Source organism: Candidatus Binataceae bacterium (assembly GCA_035500095.1).
In the GTDB taxonomy this organism is placed as follows: domain Bacteria; phylum Desulfobacterota; class Binatia; order Binatales; family Binataceae; genus JAKAVN01.
Window position 1 is genome coordinate 1 of sequence record DATJXN010000096.1, and the last position, 16880, is coordinate 16880.

The window sequence follows — 16880 nt, forward strand, 5'->3', positions numbered from 1 at the left end:
CGCGCCCGCCACCGCGGTCTTCCTCGACGTGCTGGAGTGGTGGCAATTTTACTTTCCGCCCTATGCCCCGGAGCTGAACCCGGTCGAGTACCTGTGGAGCTAGCTCAAGACCAAGCCGCTGGTGAATCTGGCCTGCCCGGAGGTTGACGCGCTCGCCGCTGCCGGACGCCGGCACACCCGCTCTCTACAATACAAAGCCGGCCTGCTTCGTTCCTTCATCCGCCACAGTCCTCTTTCTTTGCGCCTATGCTAGGACGTTATTTATGCAGAAATCAATAACTACCAGTCATATTCGCACTACTATCGGCTTGGATGCCTGCAGTCCATGGTCGTCAGCTATCTTCGCGGTCTACACAACCAAACCGGCAGAACACTGGTACCCAGTCTCGATATGCAGAGAAAGTTGCAGGGTCTGGGTTTCAGGAATGTCAGCTTGCTGGGGCGTGGAGTGGACAGCGATCAATTCGGCCCGCATCACCGGTGCGAGGAACTCCGCCGGAGCTGGAGCGTAGGCAGTCACGGATGCGCCGCTCTTTACGTTGGCCGGATCGCGCCTGAAAAAAACCTTTCGCTTGCCCTCGACGCATACCGGGCGATGCGCCGCCTTGACGATTCATGCAGGTTCATCCTGGTCGGCGATGGTCCAATGCGGGCTTCCTTGCAACGATCGCAGCCCGACCTGATCTTCTGCGGGATGAAAACGGGGCGTGAACTGAGTCGGCACTTCGCCTCGGCCGATCTTTTTCTCTTTCCAAGCAAGACCGAAACCTTCGGCAACGTAACTCTCGAGGCGATGGCGAGCGGTCTCGGAGTGCTTGCCTATGACTACGCGGCCGCACGGATGCATATCACCGACGGTGTAACGGGAGTGCTCGCGCCCTATGGCGACGCGGACGCGTTCGTCGCCGCAGCCTGTCGCCTGGCCGGCGACAGGCGTTTGGTTAGCAAGCTGGGAATGCGCGCCCGCGAGTATGCGCTGTCTGTAAGTTGGTCGCTGGTGCTGGACGGTTTCGTCGATCACTTGGAGAGCGCACGCCGTCAAGCCGCGGAGAGCGCTGCGGCGGCGCCAGCGGCTCCCGTGGCGGACGCTTATCAGGAGGTCGTGGCAAGTGGTATCGAGCGACACGTTCCAAGTTTTGAATCGGCTCCTGAACCTGGCGCCTGAACGAGTGCTGCATTCCCATGGCGTGACAATTCTCCTCGGACTGGCGGCCGCAATCGTTCCGCTGGTGCTAGCTGGTAGACTTTTCCGCTATATCGCGACCTTGCGCGCGATGGCGCTGACGCCGTCAGCTTCTCGAATACTATCCAAGTGGATTAAAACCTACTCCTACACCGAAGATGAATTCCTGCGTGCGGATGGCGCACCCGCCCAATGGACGGAGATTCGCCGTGCCGCTCTTGACCGCCTCGCGAACGTTTTCAGCAAGGCGCGTCCCGGTCGATCGCCTGGAACGCCACCCTGCGCGAAGGCTTTTCCGACCTGAGGTTCACCGATGCGAATCGGGTGCCTTTTCCCTTTATGGGCGTGATGCGCGAGAAATTCGCGCTGGCCTCGGTTGTGACTGAATCCCGCGGACCGCATCTGCGCAACCTCGACGACCAGGTCACGCTGGACATCAGCGGCTCGTACGGTCTCAATGTCGCCGGCTTCGATCGGTACAAGCTGTGGATCGAGAGCGGATGGGAGCGCGTGAAGGATCTCGGCCCGGTGCTCGGCCCGCTTCATCCGATCGTTGCGGAAAATATCACGCTGCTCAAATCGATCTCCAAGCTCGACGAAGTCTCGTTTCACATGAGCGGGACCGAGGCGGTAATGGCCGCGGTGCGGCTCGCCCGGTTCAATACGCGTAAGTCTTTGATCGTGTGCTTCGCCGGCGCCTATCACGGCTGGTGGGATGGAGTTCAGCCCGGCCTCGGCAACGAGCGCAGCATCGGCGACTGCCTGACTCTCAAAGACATGAACCCCTCGTCGCTCCATATGATCCGCGCAAGAGCAGGCGAAATCGCCGCCGTTCTGGTGAATCCGGTGCAGGCGTTTCATCCGAATTCGCCGCCGCCGAGCGATCAACTGCTACTAACGAGCGATATCCGCCGGACTCATGACTCGACCTCGGATTATGCCAAATGGCTACAGGCGCTTAGGTGGGTCTGCACGGAAAGCGGCGTCGCTCTAATCTTCGACGAGGTTTACAGCGGATTTCGCCTCGCCCCGGGCGGCGCGCAGGAGTACTACGGCGTCGGCGCCGACATGGTTGTGTATGGCAAGACGGTCGCGGGCGGGATGCCGATAGGCCTGGTTTGCGGTAAAAAGGCGCTGATGCAGCGCTTCGACCCTGAGCGGCCGATGCGTATCGCCTACGTGGTCGGCACGTTCTCGGCGCATCCGCTCGTGATGAGCGCGATGAACGAGTTTCTCCGATGGGCGAATACGCCCGCCGCCGCGCGAATGTACGAAGACGCCAATGGACGCTGCAGCGAATGGGTGCGCGCCACTAACGCGCGGCTTGCAGCGGAGTCGCTGCCGATCCAGGTGACGAATCTTTCGACCGTGTGGACGGTCCTGTTCAAGGAACCCGGACGGTTTAACTGGCTATTGCAGTACTACATGCGCGCCGAAGGGTTGACGCTTAGTTGGGTTGGTACCGGACGGTGTCTTGTCAGTCTGGACTATACGCTCGAGGATTACCAGGAACTGCAGGACAAGCTTATCGCCGCCGCTCGCCGCATGAAGTCGGATGCATGGTGGCTAAGCGAGCAGCAATTGCCGGGGAGGGAACGCGCTATGCGCAGAAACCTGATTCGAGAGGTAGCGGCGAGCCTCATTCGTGTACCGCAGCCGCTCGCCGAGTTCTGTGGCGAGATAATGCAGCGCAAACGTGATGACCACGAAGCGTCCCACAGCAACCTGGTCAACCAGTTCTTTCATCTTTTCAGCTCCAGCACCTTCATCGTGTGTTACGTGTGGGCGTTCATCGACTTGACGAGCGCGATGTGCGCCGGGCTGGCCGCGCTCTTCGTGCGCCAGTTCGGACATGCGATCCTGGAGCCGCCTTGCCACGATGAGGAAAAGGCGCTGCTCGGATTCAACACTCGCGACAAGTCATTCGTCGTGGCCGGGTATTTCCTGATACCAATCGCCTACCTGGCGAGAGCGGACTCCGTGACCCCAAGCACGTTGCACGCAATGATCCCGACGGTGGCTCGGCTTTGGTTCCTGCTGACGCTGGCAGTCATTATGGCGCACGTCGCTCTGCTGGTCTGGAAGTACGATTTTCGCAGCTCGATGGTCTGGCTGGTGAAGCTCGTCACGGACCCGTTCACCGACATCATCGCTTATCGTTCGAGCCCCTCTCGGCTGTTGCAGGAATTGCAAGGGAGGGCGGAAAAGAAATGGGCCTAGCTTCGAGCTTTCTGACCGTGGCCGTATTGCTGAGCTTTGAGCGAATCACGTACATCTTTGCCTGGCGATGTGCGCATGCCTTCGAGCGGATCTGTGGGCGCGCGAAAAGCCTCCTGACGGCCGATCCGGTGGTCGGGCTCAGGCGGTTATTCTATCTCTTCAAGGCGCTGCACGGCGGCGTCTTTCTAGCCTGGTGTTATCACTTCAGCGATTCGCCTTATCTATTCGCGCAGGCTGATTTCCTCGCCAAAGCGGCGGGTTGCACGCTGATTTTCGTCGGACAGACTTTGAACTTCGGCGTGTTCTACCGGCTACGCATGGTCGGCGTCTTTTACGGCAATCGGTTCGGCCGTGATATCCCGTGGTGCCGGGAATTTCCTTTCTCGCTGGTCGAGCATCCGCAATATTTGGGCGCCGTGATCTCGATTTGGGGTTTCTTCCTCGCGGCGCGCTATCCATTTCCGGACTGGTACCTCCTTCCCGCGCTCGAGACCGTTTACTACGCCCTCGGCGCTCAACTGGAAGCTTGAAGATCCGATTCACGCCGGCGGTGTCATGGACGGCGCGTTAGAAGCCAAGGTCGCTCAGGCCCGGATGGCCGTCCGGGCGCCGTCCAAGTGGCCAGTGGTATTTGCGATCGGCTTCCTTGATCGGCAGGTCGTTGATGCTTGCGAGGCGCCGCCGCATCAGCCCCGCTTCGTCGAACTCCCAGTTCTCGTTGCCGTAGGAGCGGAACCACCGACCCGAGTCATCGTGCCATTCGTACGCGAAGCGAACCGCGATCCGGTTAGCTTCGAATGCCCAGAGCTCCTTTATGAGCCGATAGTCAATCTCCCTGGCCCATTGCGAGTGAGGAAAGCGATAATCGCTTCGCGGCCCTGCAGAAATTCGGCGCGGTTTCTCCAGCGGGAGTCGACCGTATAGGCGAGCGCGACCCTGGCCGGGTCGCGCGAGTTCCAGGCGTCTTCCGCCAGCCGCACCTTTTCCGCGGCGCTGTCGCGAGTGAAAGGCGCGAGTGGAGGTCGGGACGACATACTTTCTCTCCTTGGCGCGTTTTGATAGCGTCGCGCGGTTGTGGCGAGATCGGCCGAGTCTCGAACAGAGATGTTCGGCGAGCGGAAAGCGCCTGCGACGCCGGACATTAGTTTGTTTCGACAGCGAGCGCCAGCGATTGTGGCTGCCGCTGCAGGAAAGGGTCGCCATTGGAATACAGACTGTTGCTCCTCGCCCATATGATTAAGAACAACTGCGGATGCGTAACTCGGAGGAAATGTCCCTATGCATGACCGGAAAAACAAATGGTATGCAGCCGTGCTCTTGGTCTGCGCACTCGCAGGTCTGTCGATCGCAGGTACGGCCTGGGCTCAGGAAAAGAAGCCGAACATCCTCGTCATCATGGGTGACGACGTCGGTTGGTTCAACATTGGCGCCTACAACCAGGGAATCATGTCAGGCAAAACACCGAATCTCGACAAACTTGCCGCCCAAGGCATGAGGTTCACCGATTACTACGCCGAAGCTAGCTGTACTGCGGGGCGCGCCAATTTCATCACCGGCGAGTTGCCGCTCCGCACTGGATTGACGACCGTGGGCCAGGCCGGAGCAGACGTAGGATTGCCGGCTCAGGCTGTCACCCTCGCCACTGTCCTCAAAGCGCTGGGATACGAAACGGCTCAGTTCGGCAAGAACCATCTTGGCGATATGAACAAATACCTCCCATGCGTACATGGCTTTGACGAATACTTCGGCTATTTGTACCACCTCGACGCAATGTCGGATCCCTATTGGTTCGACTACCCGCAGAGCTGGATCGACAAGACCGGGCCACGCGACCTGGTGCACTGCTGGGCGACTGACACGGATGACGCCACCGTGCAGCCGCGCTGGGGCAAGATCGGAAAGCAGAAGATCGAAGATGAGGGTCCGCTTGCGCCGTTTCCGAACATGACTGATATCCAGAATTGGCAGCGTGGTCGCAAGGCGAAGTACGACATGGAGACCTTCGACGATGTGCTGGTGAAAAGCACGAACGGCTTCATGGACAAGGCTAAGAAGGACGGCAAGCCGTTTTTCATCTGGCACAACACTACACGCATGCATGTCTTTACCTACCTCCCGCCGAAGTACCAGGCGATTATGAACGCCGAGGACAACTACAATGTGGAAGAGGCCGGCATGGCGCAGATGGATGACAGTGTCGGCGAGCTCCTCAAACATCTCGAGGAGATAGGTGAGGCCGACAACACCATCGTGATCTTTACCACGGACAACGGCGCCGAAGTGTTCACCTGGCCCGACGGCGGCATGACGCCGTTTCGAGCGACCAAGGGCACCGTCTTTGAAGGTGGCTTCCGCGTGCCCGCGATTATTCGCTGGCCGGGCCACGTCAAGCCGGGCGCAGTCGAAAATGGCATTTTCTCCGGACTCGACTGGCTTCCCACTCTCGCTGATGCAGCCGGCAATCCTGACATCACCAACCAACTCCTGAAAGGAGTGACCCTGGCGGGCCGCACGTACAAGAATCACCTAGACGGCTATGACCAGATGGACGTGGTGACGGGCAAGGGACCATCCAAACGCCATGAAATCTTCTACTTCGGTGGCCCCCATCTCGGCGCCGTGCGGATCGATGATTTCAAGTTCCAGTTTTTCCAGCAGCCATATGGCTGGCCCGGGGAGAAGGTTACGACCGATATGCCCACCATCGTGAACATTCGCCAGGATCCGTTCGAGCGGACGCCGTCCATCCGCGGTGAAACTACCAACGCTATGGGTGGGGGATACATGAATGACTTTTACGCGCGCGAGTTCTGGCGGTTTGTGATGGTGCAGCAATACGTGGGCAAGCTGGCGATGACGGCCATCGACTATCCTCCGATGCAGGCGCCGGCGACTTTCAACCTTCAAGCGGTGAAAGAAAAAATCCAGGAGATGATGAAGGAGCACGAAGGTCAGTAGTTGAATACGCAACGCACGGGCGGCCTCTTCTGGACCGCCCGTTGCGTCCAGCGAAAAACGGATATTGTGGCTATCGGTTTAGGGGCGCTTCGAACCGTTGGAGCGGGTCGCAAGCGTTCACGCCGATTCCACGACCGATCCGTCCCGCTTCCCGCGACGCTTCCTATGATCGGAGCCGCGCGCGGCGGAGATCAAGACAAGCGAAGACGCGAAGCCCAGGCATTCGAGCTTGCGGGCACCTGGTACTGGTCTTTGCCAGGTCGGCTCGCCCGCATGGCGGCAAGGGTCTCGCTGACAAACTGATGAATCGTCACGATCACATTGTCGGCCGTGCAGTGCGGATAAGTATCGCCGACGTCGTGGCGGGTCTGCTCGACCAGCAGCGCCGGGACCTGGCATCCGAACCAGCACGCCAACTGATTGCTCGCTCCGAATATACCTTTGACGTCGTATTTTTTGCAGATCGCCGGGATCGTAGCCTGGGCATACGCGTCGAGCAGTTGCTGCGGAGTCAACGTGCGAGGATCAACCCTGCGAACCTTGACTCCGCCGCGCTCCAATTCCTCGAGCAGGCCCCGGACAACTTCGATTCCCCGATTGCGCTCGTCGCCGAAACGGAGCGCCGGATCCGAAGTCGAATAAAACGTGACTTCCGTCGGGAAAGGATGTTCCGCGAGCGTCCCCGACGCTCCGCTATCCAGCCCGTTTCCAGCCTGGTTTTGGCGCGAGCCCTCCCAGCCTCCCGTCCTATCGCCCTTGCTCATCCAAATACCCCTCCGGCCTCAACAGACGTGTGGCTTTAACGCGGCTCGATGAACCCCTCGGCTTCAGCGCACCGCTCGCACAAATAGCTTTCGCCAAAGAAGACGAGGTCGTGCTTGAGCCAACCCTCGAGCAGAGATCTCTCTATTTCTTTCCGGGCCAGCTTCGGCCGCTTCGGTCGCAGGATGACGGAACGTTCGCTTCGCTCCCGGCACAGTCTGCAAACGATCCTGGTCTCGGGACCGAATTTGGAGAGATCGTGACGCAGCACCACGAAATCCGCCGAGTTTGGCGGCGCCGAGCGCTCCGCCGTTGGCACTGGCGTTGGCGCTGGCGCGACCGGTGAGTTGCGCCTGAAAACCGAGTTGGACGGCGAATCTTGCGCGGAGACGGGAACCAAGCTGTTTCGGAGTTCGTCAAGACTTGGGATCGTCGTTCCCTGCTCCTTGTGAGCCGCTCCAGGTCCTTTCCCGGGACCAAAAATGTCACGGTTCATTGTCGCAGACCGTCCTTCGTTAGCGGCGGATGCTTAGTTCTCACTCTCGAGAGACTTTCCTCCAAGGCGTCAGTGAGCATGCCCCGTGCCATCGGGTTTTTGTTCGCTTACTCTTTCGCAGGCGCTCTGTGGCAGGCATAGCCTGAGGCGCTGTCGCAGCGATGCAACGGCGAACGTGTCCAGGAATCCGCCGGGGGATCGTACTTGGGCAAAACGGTCGCATTTCCGCCGCATCAGGCCGCCGTTGGGCGCTTTTTCCAGGGAGAACCTTCTCGGACTCCGTCGATGTCTTGCATCGAGGTGTGGCATGGGATAAAAGCCCACTTAATAGATAGGCTGAATTTTGCTTTCGCAGAAGTCCAAATACGCGCTGAGAGCGTTGCTCGTGCTGGCCAAGGAATATGGGCTGGGTCCGGTGCTGATCTCCGATATCGCCCGGCGCGAGTCCCTGCCGCACAAGTTTCTCGAGATCATCCTGCTGGAACTGCGCAACCACGGCATCCTCGCGAGCAAGAAGGGCAGAGGCGGCGGCTACTTTCTCACCCGGCGTCCTGAACAAGTGCATCTGGGCGAGGTTCTGCGCGTGCTGGAAGGGCCGTTGGCGCCCCTCCCATGCGTGAGCAAAACCGCCTACGCGCGATGCGCGGAATGCCCCGACGAGCGCACCTGCGGCATCAGGATGGTCATGAAAGATGTGCGCGATGCGACTGCGCGGATTCTCGACCAGACCAGCCTGGCCGACATTCTAAAGCGCGTTGAACTGGCCGTTGAGGGCAAGGCCGCGCTCAACTACGCGATCTGAGTTTCCGGTCGAATTAACTGTTCGCTCAATAGAGTCATGGGACAAACCAACCGCCCCGAGCGCGTCGAAACCGTCCCCTCGGACACCGATCTGGCTCGCGTGCTCGAAGAGGTCGAGCGAGCCATAAGAAGCGTTGCCTATGGTTCGGTCGAGGTCGTCATCCAGAACTCGCGCGTGGTGCAAATCGAGCGCAAGGAAAAGTTCCGCATCAACCCACGCTGAAAACATGGTGCCGGAGGGATTCCTCGCGCACTCACCAGTATGGCTTTGCCAGCCAATCCGCCTCCTCGCCGGAGGCTTTCGAATGGTCACTCGGCCTCAACTGGTATTTGAACTCCAACGTCAAGATGCAATTGGACCACGCGCGCACCGGCTTCCGTTATGGCGCCGCCCAAGGCAAGGGTCGTGGACGAGAGCGTGATGTTAAGCGAGCTGCAGCTGCAGTTCTAGTTCGTCAACCGGCGCTGCGGGCGGCGGGATTTCGAAATGGCGCGAGCGCGCGGGCGGCGCGCTCCGCTTCGCGCCGCATCAGGACAAGGTCGGTGCCGTAGAGTATGAACCGCGCACCGCTCTCGACTGCGGCTTTGAGGTCTTCGGGATTAGCGGCAAGCCCGGCAAATGCGATGCCGCGCGCCACACATCGCGCGCGCACCTTCTCGAGCGCCGTGCGAAAGAGCGGATTGCCGTACTGGCCGGGGATGCCGAGGTTTTGGGTCAGGTCCTGATTGCCGACGATCACGAGGTCCACGCCCTCGATCACGATCTCATCAACGCTCTCCAGCGCCTCGCGCGTCTCGATCATCACCGCAAGCAGCGTGTTGGCGTTCGCGTGGGCCATCGCCGCCGGCAAATCGACCTCCTCGTAATCGGTGCTCGCGCCGAGGTAGATAGCCATCCCGCGCCGGCCCTGCGGATAGTACTTCGCCATCTCGATAAAGCGGCGGACCTCGGCTCCGCTGGTGATGTGCGGGAGGATCAGGCTCTGGCATCCCGAATCCAGCAGGCGCGTGACGTGCTCGTATTGCAGGCCCGGAATGCGCACGATCGGGGTGATTCCGGCGGCGTGCGCGTGCGCGGCCAGATCGACCACGGTCTCGAGGTTGTAGGCGGAGTGCTCCATGCAGATCCAGGCGAAATCCATCCCGGCCGCGGCAAGCGTATGCATCACGCCGCGTCCCCTGGTATCCCACACGATCGTGCCAAGCGCGACGTTACCCGCCTTAAGGTCGGCCTTGAGTTTGTTGGTTCGCATCATTCGCCTCGACGTCATTCGCCTTGGATCATCGCCCGTCTCGGTAGCTCCGGCCAATCGGTGGCTCTCACTCGGCCGATCGCGTTTTCCTCGGCCCTTCGCCATGGCGGCGCCGTCTTACCGGATTGGCGGCATCGCGCGAACGCGAAGGACGCCTATTGTCCCACGAACGCGATTGTATCGTGACACCTATTAGTCTCAGCAATTCCCGATACGCGCCCTCGACACGCCTTCGTTCTCCTGTTGCCAGCAGATCCAGATGCAGGCCGCGGACTGCGCCGAGCGCGAGCGTAGCCAATGCTTGCGCCGGAGCAGGGGGAACGCCGAGCGCGGCCAGCGCTTCCTTGAACGGGGGGAGCCAATCGCCCACCGCCTTTTCGAGAAACCCCGGAAAGTTCTGGCGCTTCTGAAGCGCGAGCCCGTACACCTCGTAAAAGAGCCGCGAGTATTTTTGCCTGCGAGGAGTGGCCGACAATTTCCAGTCGCGCAACAGCGACTCGATCCGGTCCGCCGGCCTCGCCATCGCGACCGCGCGTCTGAAACTGAGCTGCTCGCGCACGCGAATACGCGCCAGCGCTTCCGCGATCAACCGCTCCTTGGTGCCGAAAAAATAGAGCAGCATGCGAGGACTGGTGTCGCTGGCCGCCGCCAAGGGCCGCAAAGAAAGCTCCGCCAGGCCATTGTCGAGGATGTAGTCGGCCACTCGTTCGAGCAGTTCCGCCCGCCGATGCGGCGCTGTCGCCTCTTTCATCGTGTAACGATCGTTTTCATATGTCGGCGCCTTAGGTCAATTCGGCGCGCGCCAAGAGCTCACGTTCCCGAACGGGATTCGGGTTCTGGCGTGACGCGCGGAAGCGGGTGTGGTAGTGCAACAATGATGGTTTGATTCCCGGGACCGCGAGGGGAGAATCTCGCATGAACGTCGGACTGATGTTTTCTTTCCGCAATCCGCCCAGATGGAAAAAACCCTGGGCGGACGTTTACGAATCCCAGCTCGAGCAGGCCCAGCTCGCCGAAGACCTCGGCTACGACACGGTCTGGCTAACCGAGCATCACTTTGCCGAGGACGGCTACTCGCCGTCGCTGATGACGCTGGCCGGTGCGGTCGCTGCGAAGACGCGCCGGGTGCGGATCGGGACGTTCCTGCTGTTGCTTCCGCTGCACAACGCCGTCCGCGTGGCGGAGGATGCGGCGACGGTTGACGTGATCTCAAAAGGGCGCTTTGACCTCGGCATCGGCAAAGGATACGCAAAGCACGAGTTCCTCGGCTACGGAATTCCACGCAAGGAGCGCCCATCCCGTTTCGAAGAGGGAATCGACGTTATCCGCGGCATCTGGACCCAGGACCCGTTCTCCTTCCAAGGGAAGCATTACAACCTGCAGGATATTCGGCTAACGCCAAAACCCATCCAGCAGCCGCATCCGCCGCTCTGGGTCGGTGCGCTGAATCCCAAGGCGGTCGATCGCGCGGCGCGGCTCGGATGCCATTTCCTCGGGATCGGAGATACCTCGGCCTACGACGACGCCCTGCGCCGCTACGGCCGCAATCCGGCGGACTTCAGCGTAGCGCAACTGGTCTGGACCCATATCGGACCTTCGCGGGATCAGGCCTGGGACGAGGTCCAGGACCACGTGCATTGGATGTTGACGGTCTACGGAGAGTGGCTGCGCGAAGCCGGCGAGGTCCAGGGCCCGCCGTCGATATTCAAGCCGCCACCGGCCTCCGAGTTGCGGCGCACCACCGAGCCGCTGCTGTTCAACCCGCTGGTGGGCACCGCCGCGGAGGTCGCCGAAGGCCTTGAGAAGTTCACGAGCCAGGTGCGGACGACGCACCTTGTGCTGGGAATGCACTTTCCGGGGATCGACCCGAAAATCGTGCGGCGCTCGATGGAAACCTTCGCGCGCGAGCTCCTGCCCGCGCTCAAGAACAAGCGCTAGCGCGGCGCACGCGCGGCCGACGCGGCGCCTGCGGGGTTCATGCGGGCCGCGTCCACTCGATCTGGCGTTTGACGTCGACGCTCAGAATTTTGTAGGCGGAGAAGATCTCCTTCCTGCCGACGATCATCTTTTCCCGATGCGCAGCGTTGTCGATCCAGGACTGCAGGGCGCGATCGTCGCGCCAGTACGATATCTCGAGCCGCACTCCCGGCCGCATCTGACTTTCGAAGTTGTCCATCGAGATGAAGCCGTCGATCGCCTGGATCTCGGGAATCAGCACCGCGAAGGCTTCTCCCAGCCGCTCTTCCATCTCGGCCCTAACGCTGTACTCGATGATGCATGCGACCATGACGCCCTCCTCGCGCTCTCTTGAAACGTAGCGGCCGCCCCGTCTGCGCCTCCGCTTCGGCCGCGGCTACTCGCCAATCACCTTGATCAGAATGCGCTTAGGGCGCCGGCCGTCGAACTCGCCGTAAAAGATCTGCTCCCACGGTCCGAAATCGAGCTTGCCCGCGGTGACTGCGACCACCACCTCGCGGCCCATCACCTGGCGCTTGTGATGAGCGTCGCCGTTGTCCTCGCCGGTGCGATTGTGATGGTACCGCTCGGGACTCGGATCGTACGGCGCGAGCCATTCGAGCCATCGCTTGTAATCCTCGTGCAGTCCCGGCTCATTGTCGTTGATAAAGACCGAAGCGGTAATATGCATCGCGTTGACCAGGCATAGCCCCTCGCGCACGCCGCTATCTTTTATCGCCTGCGCCACGTCGTCCGTCAGGTTCACGAAGCCCATCCGCTCGGGAACCTTGACCGTGAGATATTTGGTATGCGAGCGCATCGTTCAAATGTTGACCGTGCTCATGTCGTGATAGCGCCCGCCCGCGGCGAACCCCTTGGGAGCGGCTTCCTCGATCCGCGCAAGATCGCTCTTCGACAGCACGATCTCGGCCGCCGCGACATTTTCTTCGAGATACTTGCGGCGCTTGGTGCCCGGTATCGGGACGATATCGTCGCCCTGCGCGAGCACCCAGGCGAGCGCGAGCTGGCTCGGCGTGATGCCTTTTTCGTCGGCGATCGCCTTGAGCCGCGCGACCACCTTGAGATTTCGATCGAAATTGTCGCCTTCGAAGCGCGGCGAGATTTTCTTGCGCATGTCGTCCGCCGGCAGCTGGTTCAAAGCGCCGCTCAGCAGTCCGCGCCCGAGCGGGCTGAAAGGCACGAATCCCACTCCCAACTCGCGCAGCGCCGGAATCACTTCATCCTCGTAGTCGCGCGTCCACAGCGAATATTCCGATTGCAGCGCGGAAATCGGATGCACCGCGTGGGCGCGCCGAATCGTCTTTGCCCCGGCCTCCGACAGGCCCAGGTATCGCACCTTTCCCTGCCGCACCAAATCGGCCATCGCGCCGACGGTGTCCTCGATCGGCACGTTCCGGTCCACCCGATGCTGGTAGTAAAGGTCGATATGATCGACGCCCAACCGCTTGAGCGAAGCGTCGCAGGCGGAACGGACGTACTCGGGCTTGCCGTTGATCGCGCGCTTGCCGTCGGGCAGCGCCTGGTTGCCGAACTTGGTCGCGATGATCACCTTGCTACGATACTTGCGCAGCACCCTGCCGACGAGTTCTTCGTTGTGGCCCGTGCCGTAGATGTCGGCAGTATCGAAGAAATCAATCCCGAGCTCGAGCGCGCGCTCGAGCGTCGCGGCGGATTCGACGTCGTCACGCGGGCCATAGAACTGCGACATCCCCATGCATCCGAGCCCCAGCTCGGACACCACGAGCCCATGGCTGCCAAGTTTTCGCTTCTTCATGGATGACACCTCATACTGCAATTGCCTTGAGCGTGCGAGGCCGATACTCGGGTTTTACTGCGTCCGGGCGCGCAGGCCAAGCCCGCGCCGCTTGCGCGCGCGAGTTGCGCAGAGACAACTCGGACATCGGATGATCGAAAAAAATGGCGGAATTTCTGTTCAACGGACCCGAGGGCGCCGCGAGCACGCTCGTCCTCGCGCACGGAGCGGGCGGTCCGATGGATTCGCCCTTCATGGAGACGATCGCCGCCGGCGTCGCAAAGGCCGGAATCCGCGTCGCGCGCTTCGAGTTCCCCTACATGCGGCGATGGCGCGAAACCCGCAAAGGCGGCGCGCCCGATCCCGCGCCCGTGCTGATGCAATCCTGGCGCGATGCGATCGATGAACTCGGCGGCGGAAAGAGCCTCATCATCGGCGGCAAATCGCTCGGTGGCCGGATGGCAAGCATGATCGCGGACGAAACCGGCGTGCGCGGACTCGTCTGTCTCGGCTATCCGTTTCATCCGCCGGGCAAGCCCGAGCGCACGCGCACGCGGCATCTCGAAGAGCTTCGCACTCCGGCGTTGATCCTCCAGGGAACCCGCGACCCCTTTGGCAAGCCCGCGGAGGTCAGGAGCTACAAGCTCGCGCGCGCGATCCGGGTTGAATGGCTCGAGGATGGCGACCATTCGCTCAAGCCGCGTGTGCGGTCGGGCCGCGCCGAAGCCGATAATCTTAACGCGGCCGTCATCCGCATCGCGGAATTTATCGCCGCGCTGTGAACTCGGTTGCGGCGTCCAAATCATGCCAGGTCATGCCGGCCGCGCCACGCTCGACGCGTTGGCGCACCCCCCAAAGTGCACAACGCGCGCAGGAATGTCTTGTGTTGGATGGCTGCGCTCCGTAATTTCTTCCAATATGTCGTCTTCTCCCGCTCCGCACGCGAATGGTGCGGCGCCCACGCTAATCGACCTGATCCGGCATCACACCCGCTTCACCATCGCGAAGCGGCGGGCGGAAATGTCGCGGCGCGACTGGTTTCACGTCACCGCGCTTGCGGTACGCGACCTGCTGGTCGAACGAATGGTCGCGACCCGCGCGCGCTTCGAACGCACTGGCACGAAGAAGCTCTATTACCTCTCGCTCGAGTACCTCGTCGGGCGCTCGCTCGAAAACAATCTGCTCAACCTCGGCGCGATCGAGGCCTGCCGCGAATTCCTCGCGGTCAACGGAATCGACCTGCAGCTGCTGTTCGAAGAGGAAGCTGACGCGGGACTCGGCAACGGGGGCCTGGGCCGCCTCGCCGCCTGCCTTCTCGATTCGCTGGCCACGCTCGATTTGCCCGGCTACGCCTACGGCATCAACTACGAGTTCGGCCTCTTCCGCCAGGGAATCAGGGACGGCTACCAGGTCGAGCAGCCCGATAACTGGCGGCGCGACATCTCGCCGTGGCTGATCACGCGGGCTGACGAAGCCTGCGTGGTGCCGGTGTACGGCCGAATCGAGCCGGCGAGCAACCATCGCGGCGAGTACCGGTCGCTATGGGTGGATCAACGCACCCTGGTCGGCATTCCGGCCGATCTGCCGATCTCCGGCTACGGCAGCGATGCGGTGAACTTCGTGCGCCTGTTCTCGGCCACCGCCTCGGACGAGTTCGATCTCCATATCTTCAACGCCGGCGGTCATCTCAAGGCGGTCGAGAAGAAGGTGGGCGTCGAAGCCATCTCGAAAATCCTCTATCCGTCGGATGCCGGAGAGGCGGGGCGTGAGCTGCGGCTCCTGCAGGAATATTTCTTCGTGGCCTGCGCGGTGCGCGACATCGCGCGGCGTTTCTTCGGCCGCGGCGAGGACATCCACGATTTTCCTTCGCGGGTGGCAATCCAGCTCAACGATACGCATCCCGCGCTCGCGGTCCCCGAACTGATGCGGCTGTTCATCGATCAGCACGATCAGTCATGGGAGACGGCGTGGGAAATCACGCGGGCGACCGTCGCCTACACCAACCACACCTTGATGCCCGAAGCGCTCGAGCGCTGGCCGGTCGAACTGCTCGGGCGCGTGGTGCCACGCCATCTCGAGATCATCTACGAGATCAACCGCCGCTTCCTGGCCGAGGCCGCCGAGGTGTGGCCGGACGGCTCCGATCAGGCGAGCCGGATTTCGATTGTCCAGGATGGACATGAGCCCCAGGTCCGCATGGCGCATCTGGCGATCGTCGGCAGCCATTCGATCAACGGGGTTTCCAGACTGCACTCCGAGCTGGTCAAGACGCGCCTCGCGCCGGAGCTGTACCGCCTCTGGCCGGCCCGTTTCAACAACAAGACCAACGGCGTGACTCAGCGGCGATGGCTGCTGATGGCGAATCCGCGCCTCGCGCAGTTGCTGGACGAAACCATCGGGAACGGATGGACGACGGACCTCGAACAGGTCCGCGAACTCGAACGCCTGGCGGACAACGTCGAGTTCCAGGACCGTTTCACGACGATCAAGCGCGCCAACAAGGAACGCCTGGCCGCGCTGGTCCATCGCGGCACCGGCGTGGACGTCGACCCGGCCTCGATCTTCGACGTTCAAGCCAAACGCATCCACGAGTACAAGCGCCAACTGCTGATGGCCCTCGGGATCGTGGACGAGTACCTGGCGCTGGTCGAAGACGGCGTCGAGCCCCTGGTGCCACGGACCTACCTGTTCGCGGGCAAGGCCGCGCCGAACTACTGGACCGCGCAGATGATCATCAAGCTCATCAACAGCCTCGCCGCGGCCATCAACGAAGACCCGCGCACGCGCGGGCTGATAAAGGTCGCGTTCCTGCCGGACTACCGCGTCTCGCTGGCGGAGAAGATCATCCCCGGAGCCGACGTATCCGAACAGATCTCGACCGCAGGCACCGAAGCCTCGGGCACCGGCAACATGAAGTTCGCGATGAACGGCGCGCTGACGATCGGCACCCTGGACGGCGCCAACGTCGAGATCCGCGAGCAAGTCGGCGCTGAGAACATCTTCATTTTCGGCCTGACCGCCGACGTCATCGCGGAGATGCGCGCGGTCGGCTCCTACGATCCGCGGCAATACTACGAAGGCGATCCGTCGCTGCGGCGCGTGCTCGACGCGCTCGCCTCCGACCGCTTCTGTCCGCGCGAACCCGGTTCTTTCAGATGGTTGCCGGAAACGCTTCTCAACCGCGACGAATATTTCGTAGTCGCGGATTTCGCATCGTACGTCGCGACCAAGCGTCGAATCGCCGACGAGTATCTCCAACCCGCGCTCTGGACGCGCAAGGCGATTCTCAACGTCGCGCGCGTAGGCTGTTTTTCCAGCGATCGCACCGTGCGCGAATACGCTCGCGATATCTGGGACCTCAAGCCGGTCTAAGCCCTCTCCCCGCGGCGCCCGGCTCGCGCGGCCGGGTGTCGAGGCGCGCGCTCGCCCGCCTCAGCCTGTGCAAACCGGGCCATCTGGTGTATATGCCAGTCTGAA

16 protein-coding genes are annotated in these 16880 nt (G+C 61.6%); 9 read left to right on the top strand and 7 right to left on the bottom strand.

Annotation, left to right across the window (positions count from 1 at the left end):
- Nucleotides 1-325 precede the first annotated feature (325 nt).
- The 3 genes from VMI09_09885 to VMI09_09895 all read left to right on the top strand — a co-directional run bounded on the left by VMI09_09885 (nucleotide 326) and on the right by VMI09_09895 (nucleotide 3933).
- Complete coding sequence (locus VMI09_09885; protein ID HTQ24996.1) at nucleotides 326-1165, top strand: glycosyltransferase; 840 nt, start codon at nucleotides 326-328, stop codon at nucleotides 1163-1165.
- 342 nt (nucleotides 1166-1507) lie between these two features.
- Nucleotides 1508-3403, top strand: coding sequence for an aminotransferase class III-fold pyridoxal phosphate-dependent enzyme (locus VMI09_09890; protein HTQ24997.1), 1896 nt, complete (start codon nucleotides 1508-1510; stop codon nucleotides 3401-3403).
- Entirely contained in the window at nucleotides 3394-3933 is a 540-nt protein-coding gene (locus VMI09_09895) for a methyltransferase (protein ID HTQ24998.1), read from the top strand. Before VMI09_09890 ends, VMI09_09895 begins: the two co-directional genes overlap by 10 nt.
- A 37-nt stretch (nucleotides 3934-3970) precedes the next feature.
- Here the strand turns inward: VMI09_09895 and VMI09_09900 are convergent, their stop codons facing one another.
- Entirely contained in the window at nucleotides 3971-4606 is a 636-nt protein-coding gene (locus VMI09_09900; protein HTQ24999.1) for a DUF1348 family protein, read from the bottom strand.
- Nucleotides 4607-4681: 75 nt separating this feature from the next.
- Here VMI09_09900 and VMI09_09905 point away from each other — a divergent pair, with 75 nt between their 5' ends.
- Nucleotides 4682-6361 (top strand): arylsulfatase, encoded by a 1680-nt coding sequence (locus VMI09_09905; protein ID HTQ25000.1) that lies wholly within the window; start codon nucleotides 4682-4684, stop codon nucleotides 6359-6361.
- 191 nt (nucleotides 6362-6552) lie between these two features.
- On the opposite strand, the gene VMI09_09910 is transcribed toward VMI09_09905, so the two are convergent.
- Nucleotides 6553-7125 (bottom strand): hypothetical protein, encoded by a 573-nt coding sequence (locus VMI09_09910; protein ID HTQ25001.1) that lies wholly within the window; start codon nucleotides 7123-7125, stop codon nucleotides 6553-6555.
- Between the two features lie 837 nt (nucleotides 7126-7962).
- On the opposite strand from VMI09_09910, the gene VMI09_09915 reads away from it, so the two are divergent.
- A complete protein-coding gene (locus VMI09_09915; protein ID HTQ25002.1) occupies nucleotides 7963-8421 on the top strand; it encodes an Rrf2 family transcriptional regulator in 459 nt (152 codons plus the stop codon).
- Nucleotides 8422-8457: 36 nt separating this feature from the next.
- Nucleotides 8458-8643 carry a YezD family protein gene (locus tag VMI09_09920; GenBank protein ID HTQ25003.1) on the top strand — a complete coding sequence of 62 codons (186 nt, stop codon included), beginning with the start codon at nucleotides 8458-8460 and terminating at the stop codon, nucleotides 8641-8643.
- A gap of 232 nt (nucleotides 8644-8875) precedes the next feature.
- Here the strand turns inward: VMI09_09920 and VMI09_09925 are convergent, their stop codons facing one another.
- Together VMI09_09925 and VMI09_09930 are read right to left on the bottom strand one after the other, a co-directional pair.
- Nucleotides 8876-9673, bottom strand: coding sequence for an aldolase/citrate lyase family protein (locus VMI09_09925; protein ID HTQ25004.1), 798 nt, complete (start codon nucleotides 9671-9673; stop codon nucleotides 8876-8878).
- 67 nt (nucleotides 9674-9740) lie between these two features.
- Nucleotides 9741-10424 carry a TetR/AcrR family transcriptional regulator gene (locus VMI09_09930; protein ID HTQ25005.1) on the bottom strand — a complete coding sequence of 228 codons (684 nt, stop codon included), beginning with the start codon at nucleotides 10422-10424 and terminating at the stop codon, nucleotides 9741-9743.
- A 164-nt stretch (nucleotides 10425-10588) separates the two neighbouring features.
- Between VMI09_09930 and VMI09_09935 the strand changes: the two genes are divergently transcribed.
- Nucleotides 10589-11611 (top strand): LLM class flavin-dependent oxidoreductase, encoded by a 1023-nt coding sequence (locus VMI09_09935; GenBank protein ID HTQ25006.1) that lies wholly within the window; start codon nucleotides 10589-10591, stop codon nucleotides 11609-11611.
- A 37-nt stretch (nucleotides 11612-11648) separates the two neighbouring features.
- Here the strand turns inward: VMI09_09935 and VMI09_09940 are convergent, their stop codons facing one another.
- The 3 genes from VMI09_09940 to VMI09_09950 all read right to left on the bottom strand — a co-directional run bounded on the left by VMI09_09940 (nucleotide 11649) and on the right by VMI09_09950 (nucleotide 13424).
- Nucleotides 11649-11960 carry an antibiotic biosynthesis monooxygenase family protein gene (locus VMI09_09940; protein HTQ25007.1) on the bottom strand — a complete coding sequence of 104 codons (312 nt, stop codon included), beginning with the start codon at nucleotides 11958-11960 and terminating at the stop codon, nucleotides 11649-11651.
- 66 nt (nucleotides 11961-12026) lie between these two features.
- Nucleotides 12027-12449: a secondary thiamine-phosphate synthase enzyme YjbQ gene (locus VMI09_09945; protein HTQ25008.1), complete on the bottom strand. Its 423-nt coding sequence runs from the start codon at nucleotides 12447-12449 to the stop codon at nucleotides 12027-12029.
- Nucleotides 12450-12452: 3 nt separating this feature from the next.
- A complete protein-coding gene (locus tag VMI09_09950; GenBank protein ID HTQ25009.1) occupies nucleotides 12453-13424 on the bottom strand; it encodes an aldo/keto reductase in 972 nt (323 codons plus the stop codon).
- A 143-nt stretch (nucleotides 13425-13567) separates the two neighbouring features.
- On the opposite strand from VMI09_09950, the gene VMI09_09955 reads away from it, so the two are divergent.
- Both VMI09_09955 and VMI09_09960 read left to right on the top strand, forming a co-directional pair.
- Nucleotides 13568-14185 (top strand): alpha/beta family hydrolase, encoded by a 618-nt coding sequence (locus tag VMI09_09955; protein HTQ25010.1) that lies wholly within the window; start codon nucleotides 13568-13570, stop codon nucleotides 14183-14185.
- Nucleotides 14186-14321: 136 nt separating this feature from the next.
- Nucleotides 14322-16775: a glycogen/starch/alpha-glucan phosphorylase gene (locus tag VMI09_09960; GenBank protein HTQ25011.1), complete on the top strand. Its 2454-nt coding sequence runs from the start codon at nucleotides 14322-14324 to the stop codon at nucleotides 16773-16775.
- Nucleotides 16776-16880 lie beyond the last annotated feature (105 nt).

What these genes read in the sequence shown, in the direction of transcription:
- VMI09_09885 (HTQ24996.1), top strand. Translation starts at nt 326, where the DNA reads ATGGTCGTCAGCTATCTTCGCGGTCTACACAACCAAACCGGCAGAACA.
- VMI09_09895 (HTQ24998.1), top strand. Translation starts at nt 3,394, where the DNA reads ATGGGCCTAGCTTCGAGCTTTCTGACCGTGGCCGTATTGCTGAGCTTT.
- VMI09_09900 (HTQ24999.1), bottom strand. Translation starts at nt 4,606, where the DNA reads ATGGCGACCCTTTCCTGCAGCGGCAGCCACAATCGCTGGCGCTCGCTG.
- VMI09_09905 (HTQ25000.1), top strand. Translation starts at nt 4,682, where the DNA reads ATGCATGACCGGAAAAACAAATGGTATGCAGCCGTGCTCTTGGTCTGC.
- VMI09_09910 (HTQ25001.1), bottom strand. Translation starts at nt 7,125, where the DNA reads ATGAGCAAGGGCGATAGGACGGGAGGCTGGGAGGGCTCGCGCCAAAAC.
- VMI09_09920 (HTQ25003.1), top strand. Translation starts at nt 8,458, where the DNA reads ATGGGACAAACCAACCGCCCCGAGCGCGTCGAAACCGTCCCCTCGGAC.
- VMI09_09925 (HTQ25004.1), bottom strand. Translation starts at nt 9,673, where the DNA reads ATGCGAACCAACAAACTCAAGGCCGACCTTAAGGCGGGTAACGTCGCG.
- VMI09_09930 (HTQ25005.1), bottom strand. Translation starts at nt 10,424, where the DNA reads ATGAAAGAGGCGACAGCGCCGCATCGGCGGGCGGAACTGCTCGAACGA.
- VMI09_09935 (HTQ25006.1), top strand. Translation starts at nt 10,589, where the DNA reads ATGAACGTCGGACTGATGTTTTCTTTCCGCAATCCGCCCAGATGGAAA.
- VMI09_09940 (HTQ25007.1), bottom strand. Translation starts at nt 11,960, where the DNA reads ATGGTCGCATGCATCATCGAGTACAGCGTTAGGGCCGAGATGGAAGAG.
- VMI09_09945 (HTQ25008.1), bottom strand. Translation starts at nt 12,449, where the DNA reads ATGCGCTCGCATACCAAATATCTCACGGTCAAGGTTCCCGAGCGGATG.
- VMI09_09950 (HTQ25009.1), bottom strand. Translation starts at nt 13,424, where the DNA reads ATGAAGAAGCGAAAACTTGGCAGCCATGGGCTCGTGGTGTCCGAGCTG.
- VMI09_09955 (HTQ25010.1), top strand. Translation starts at nt 13,568, where the DNA reads ATGGCGGAATTTCTGTTCAACGGACCCGAGGGCGCCGCGAGCACGCTC.
- VMI09_09960 (HTQ25011.1), top strand. Translation starts at nt 14,322, where the DNA reads ATGTCGTCTTCTCCCGCTCCGCACGCGAATGGTGCGGCGCCCACGCTA.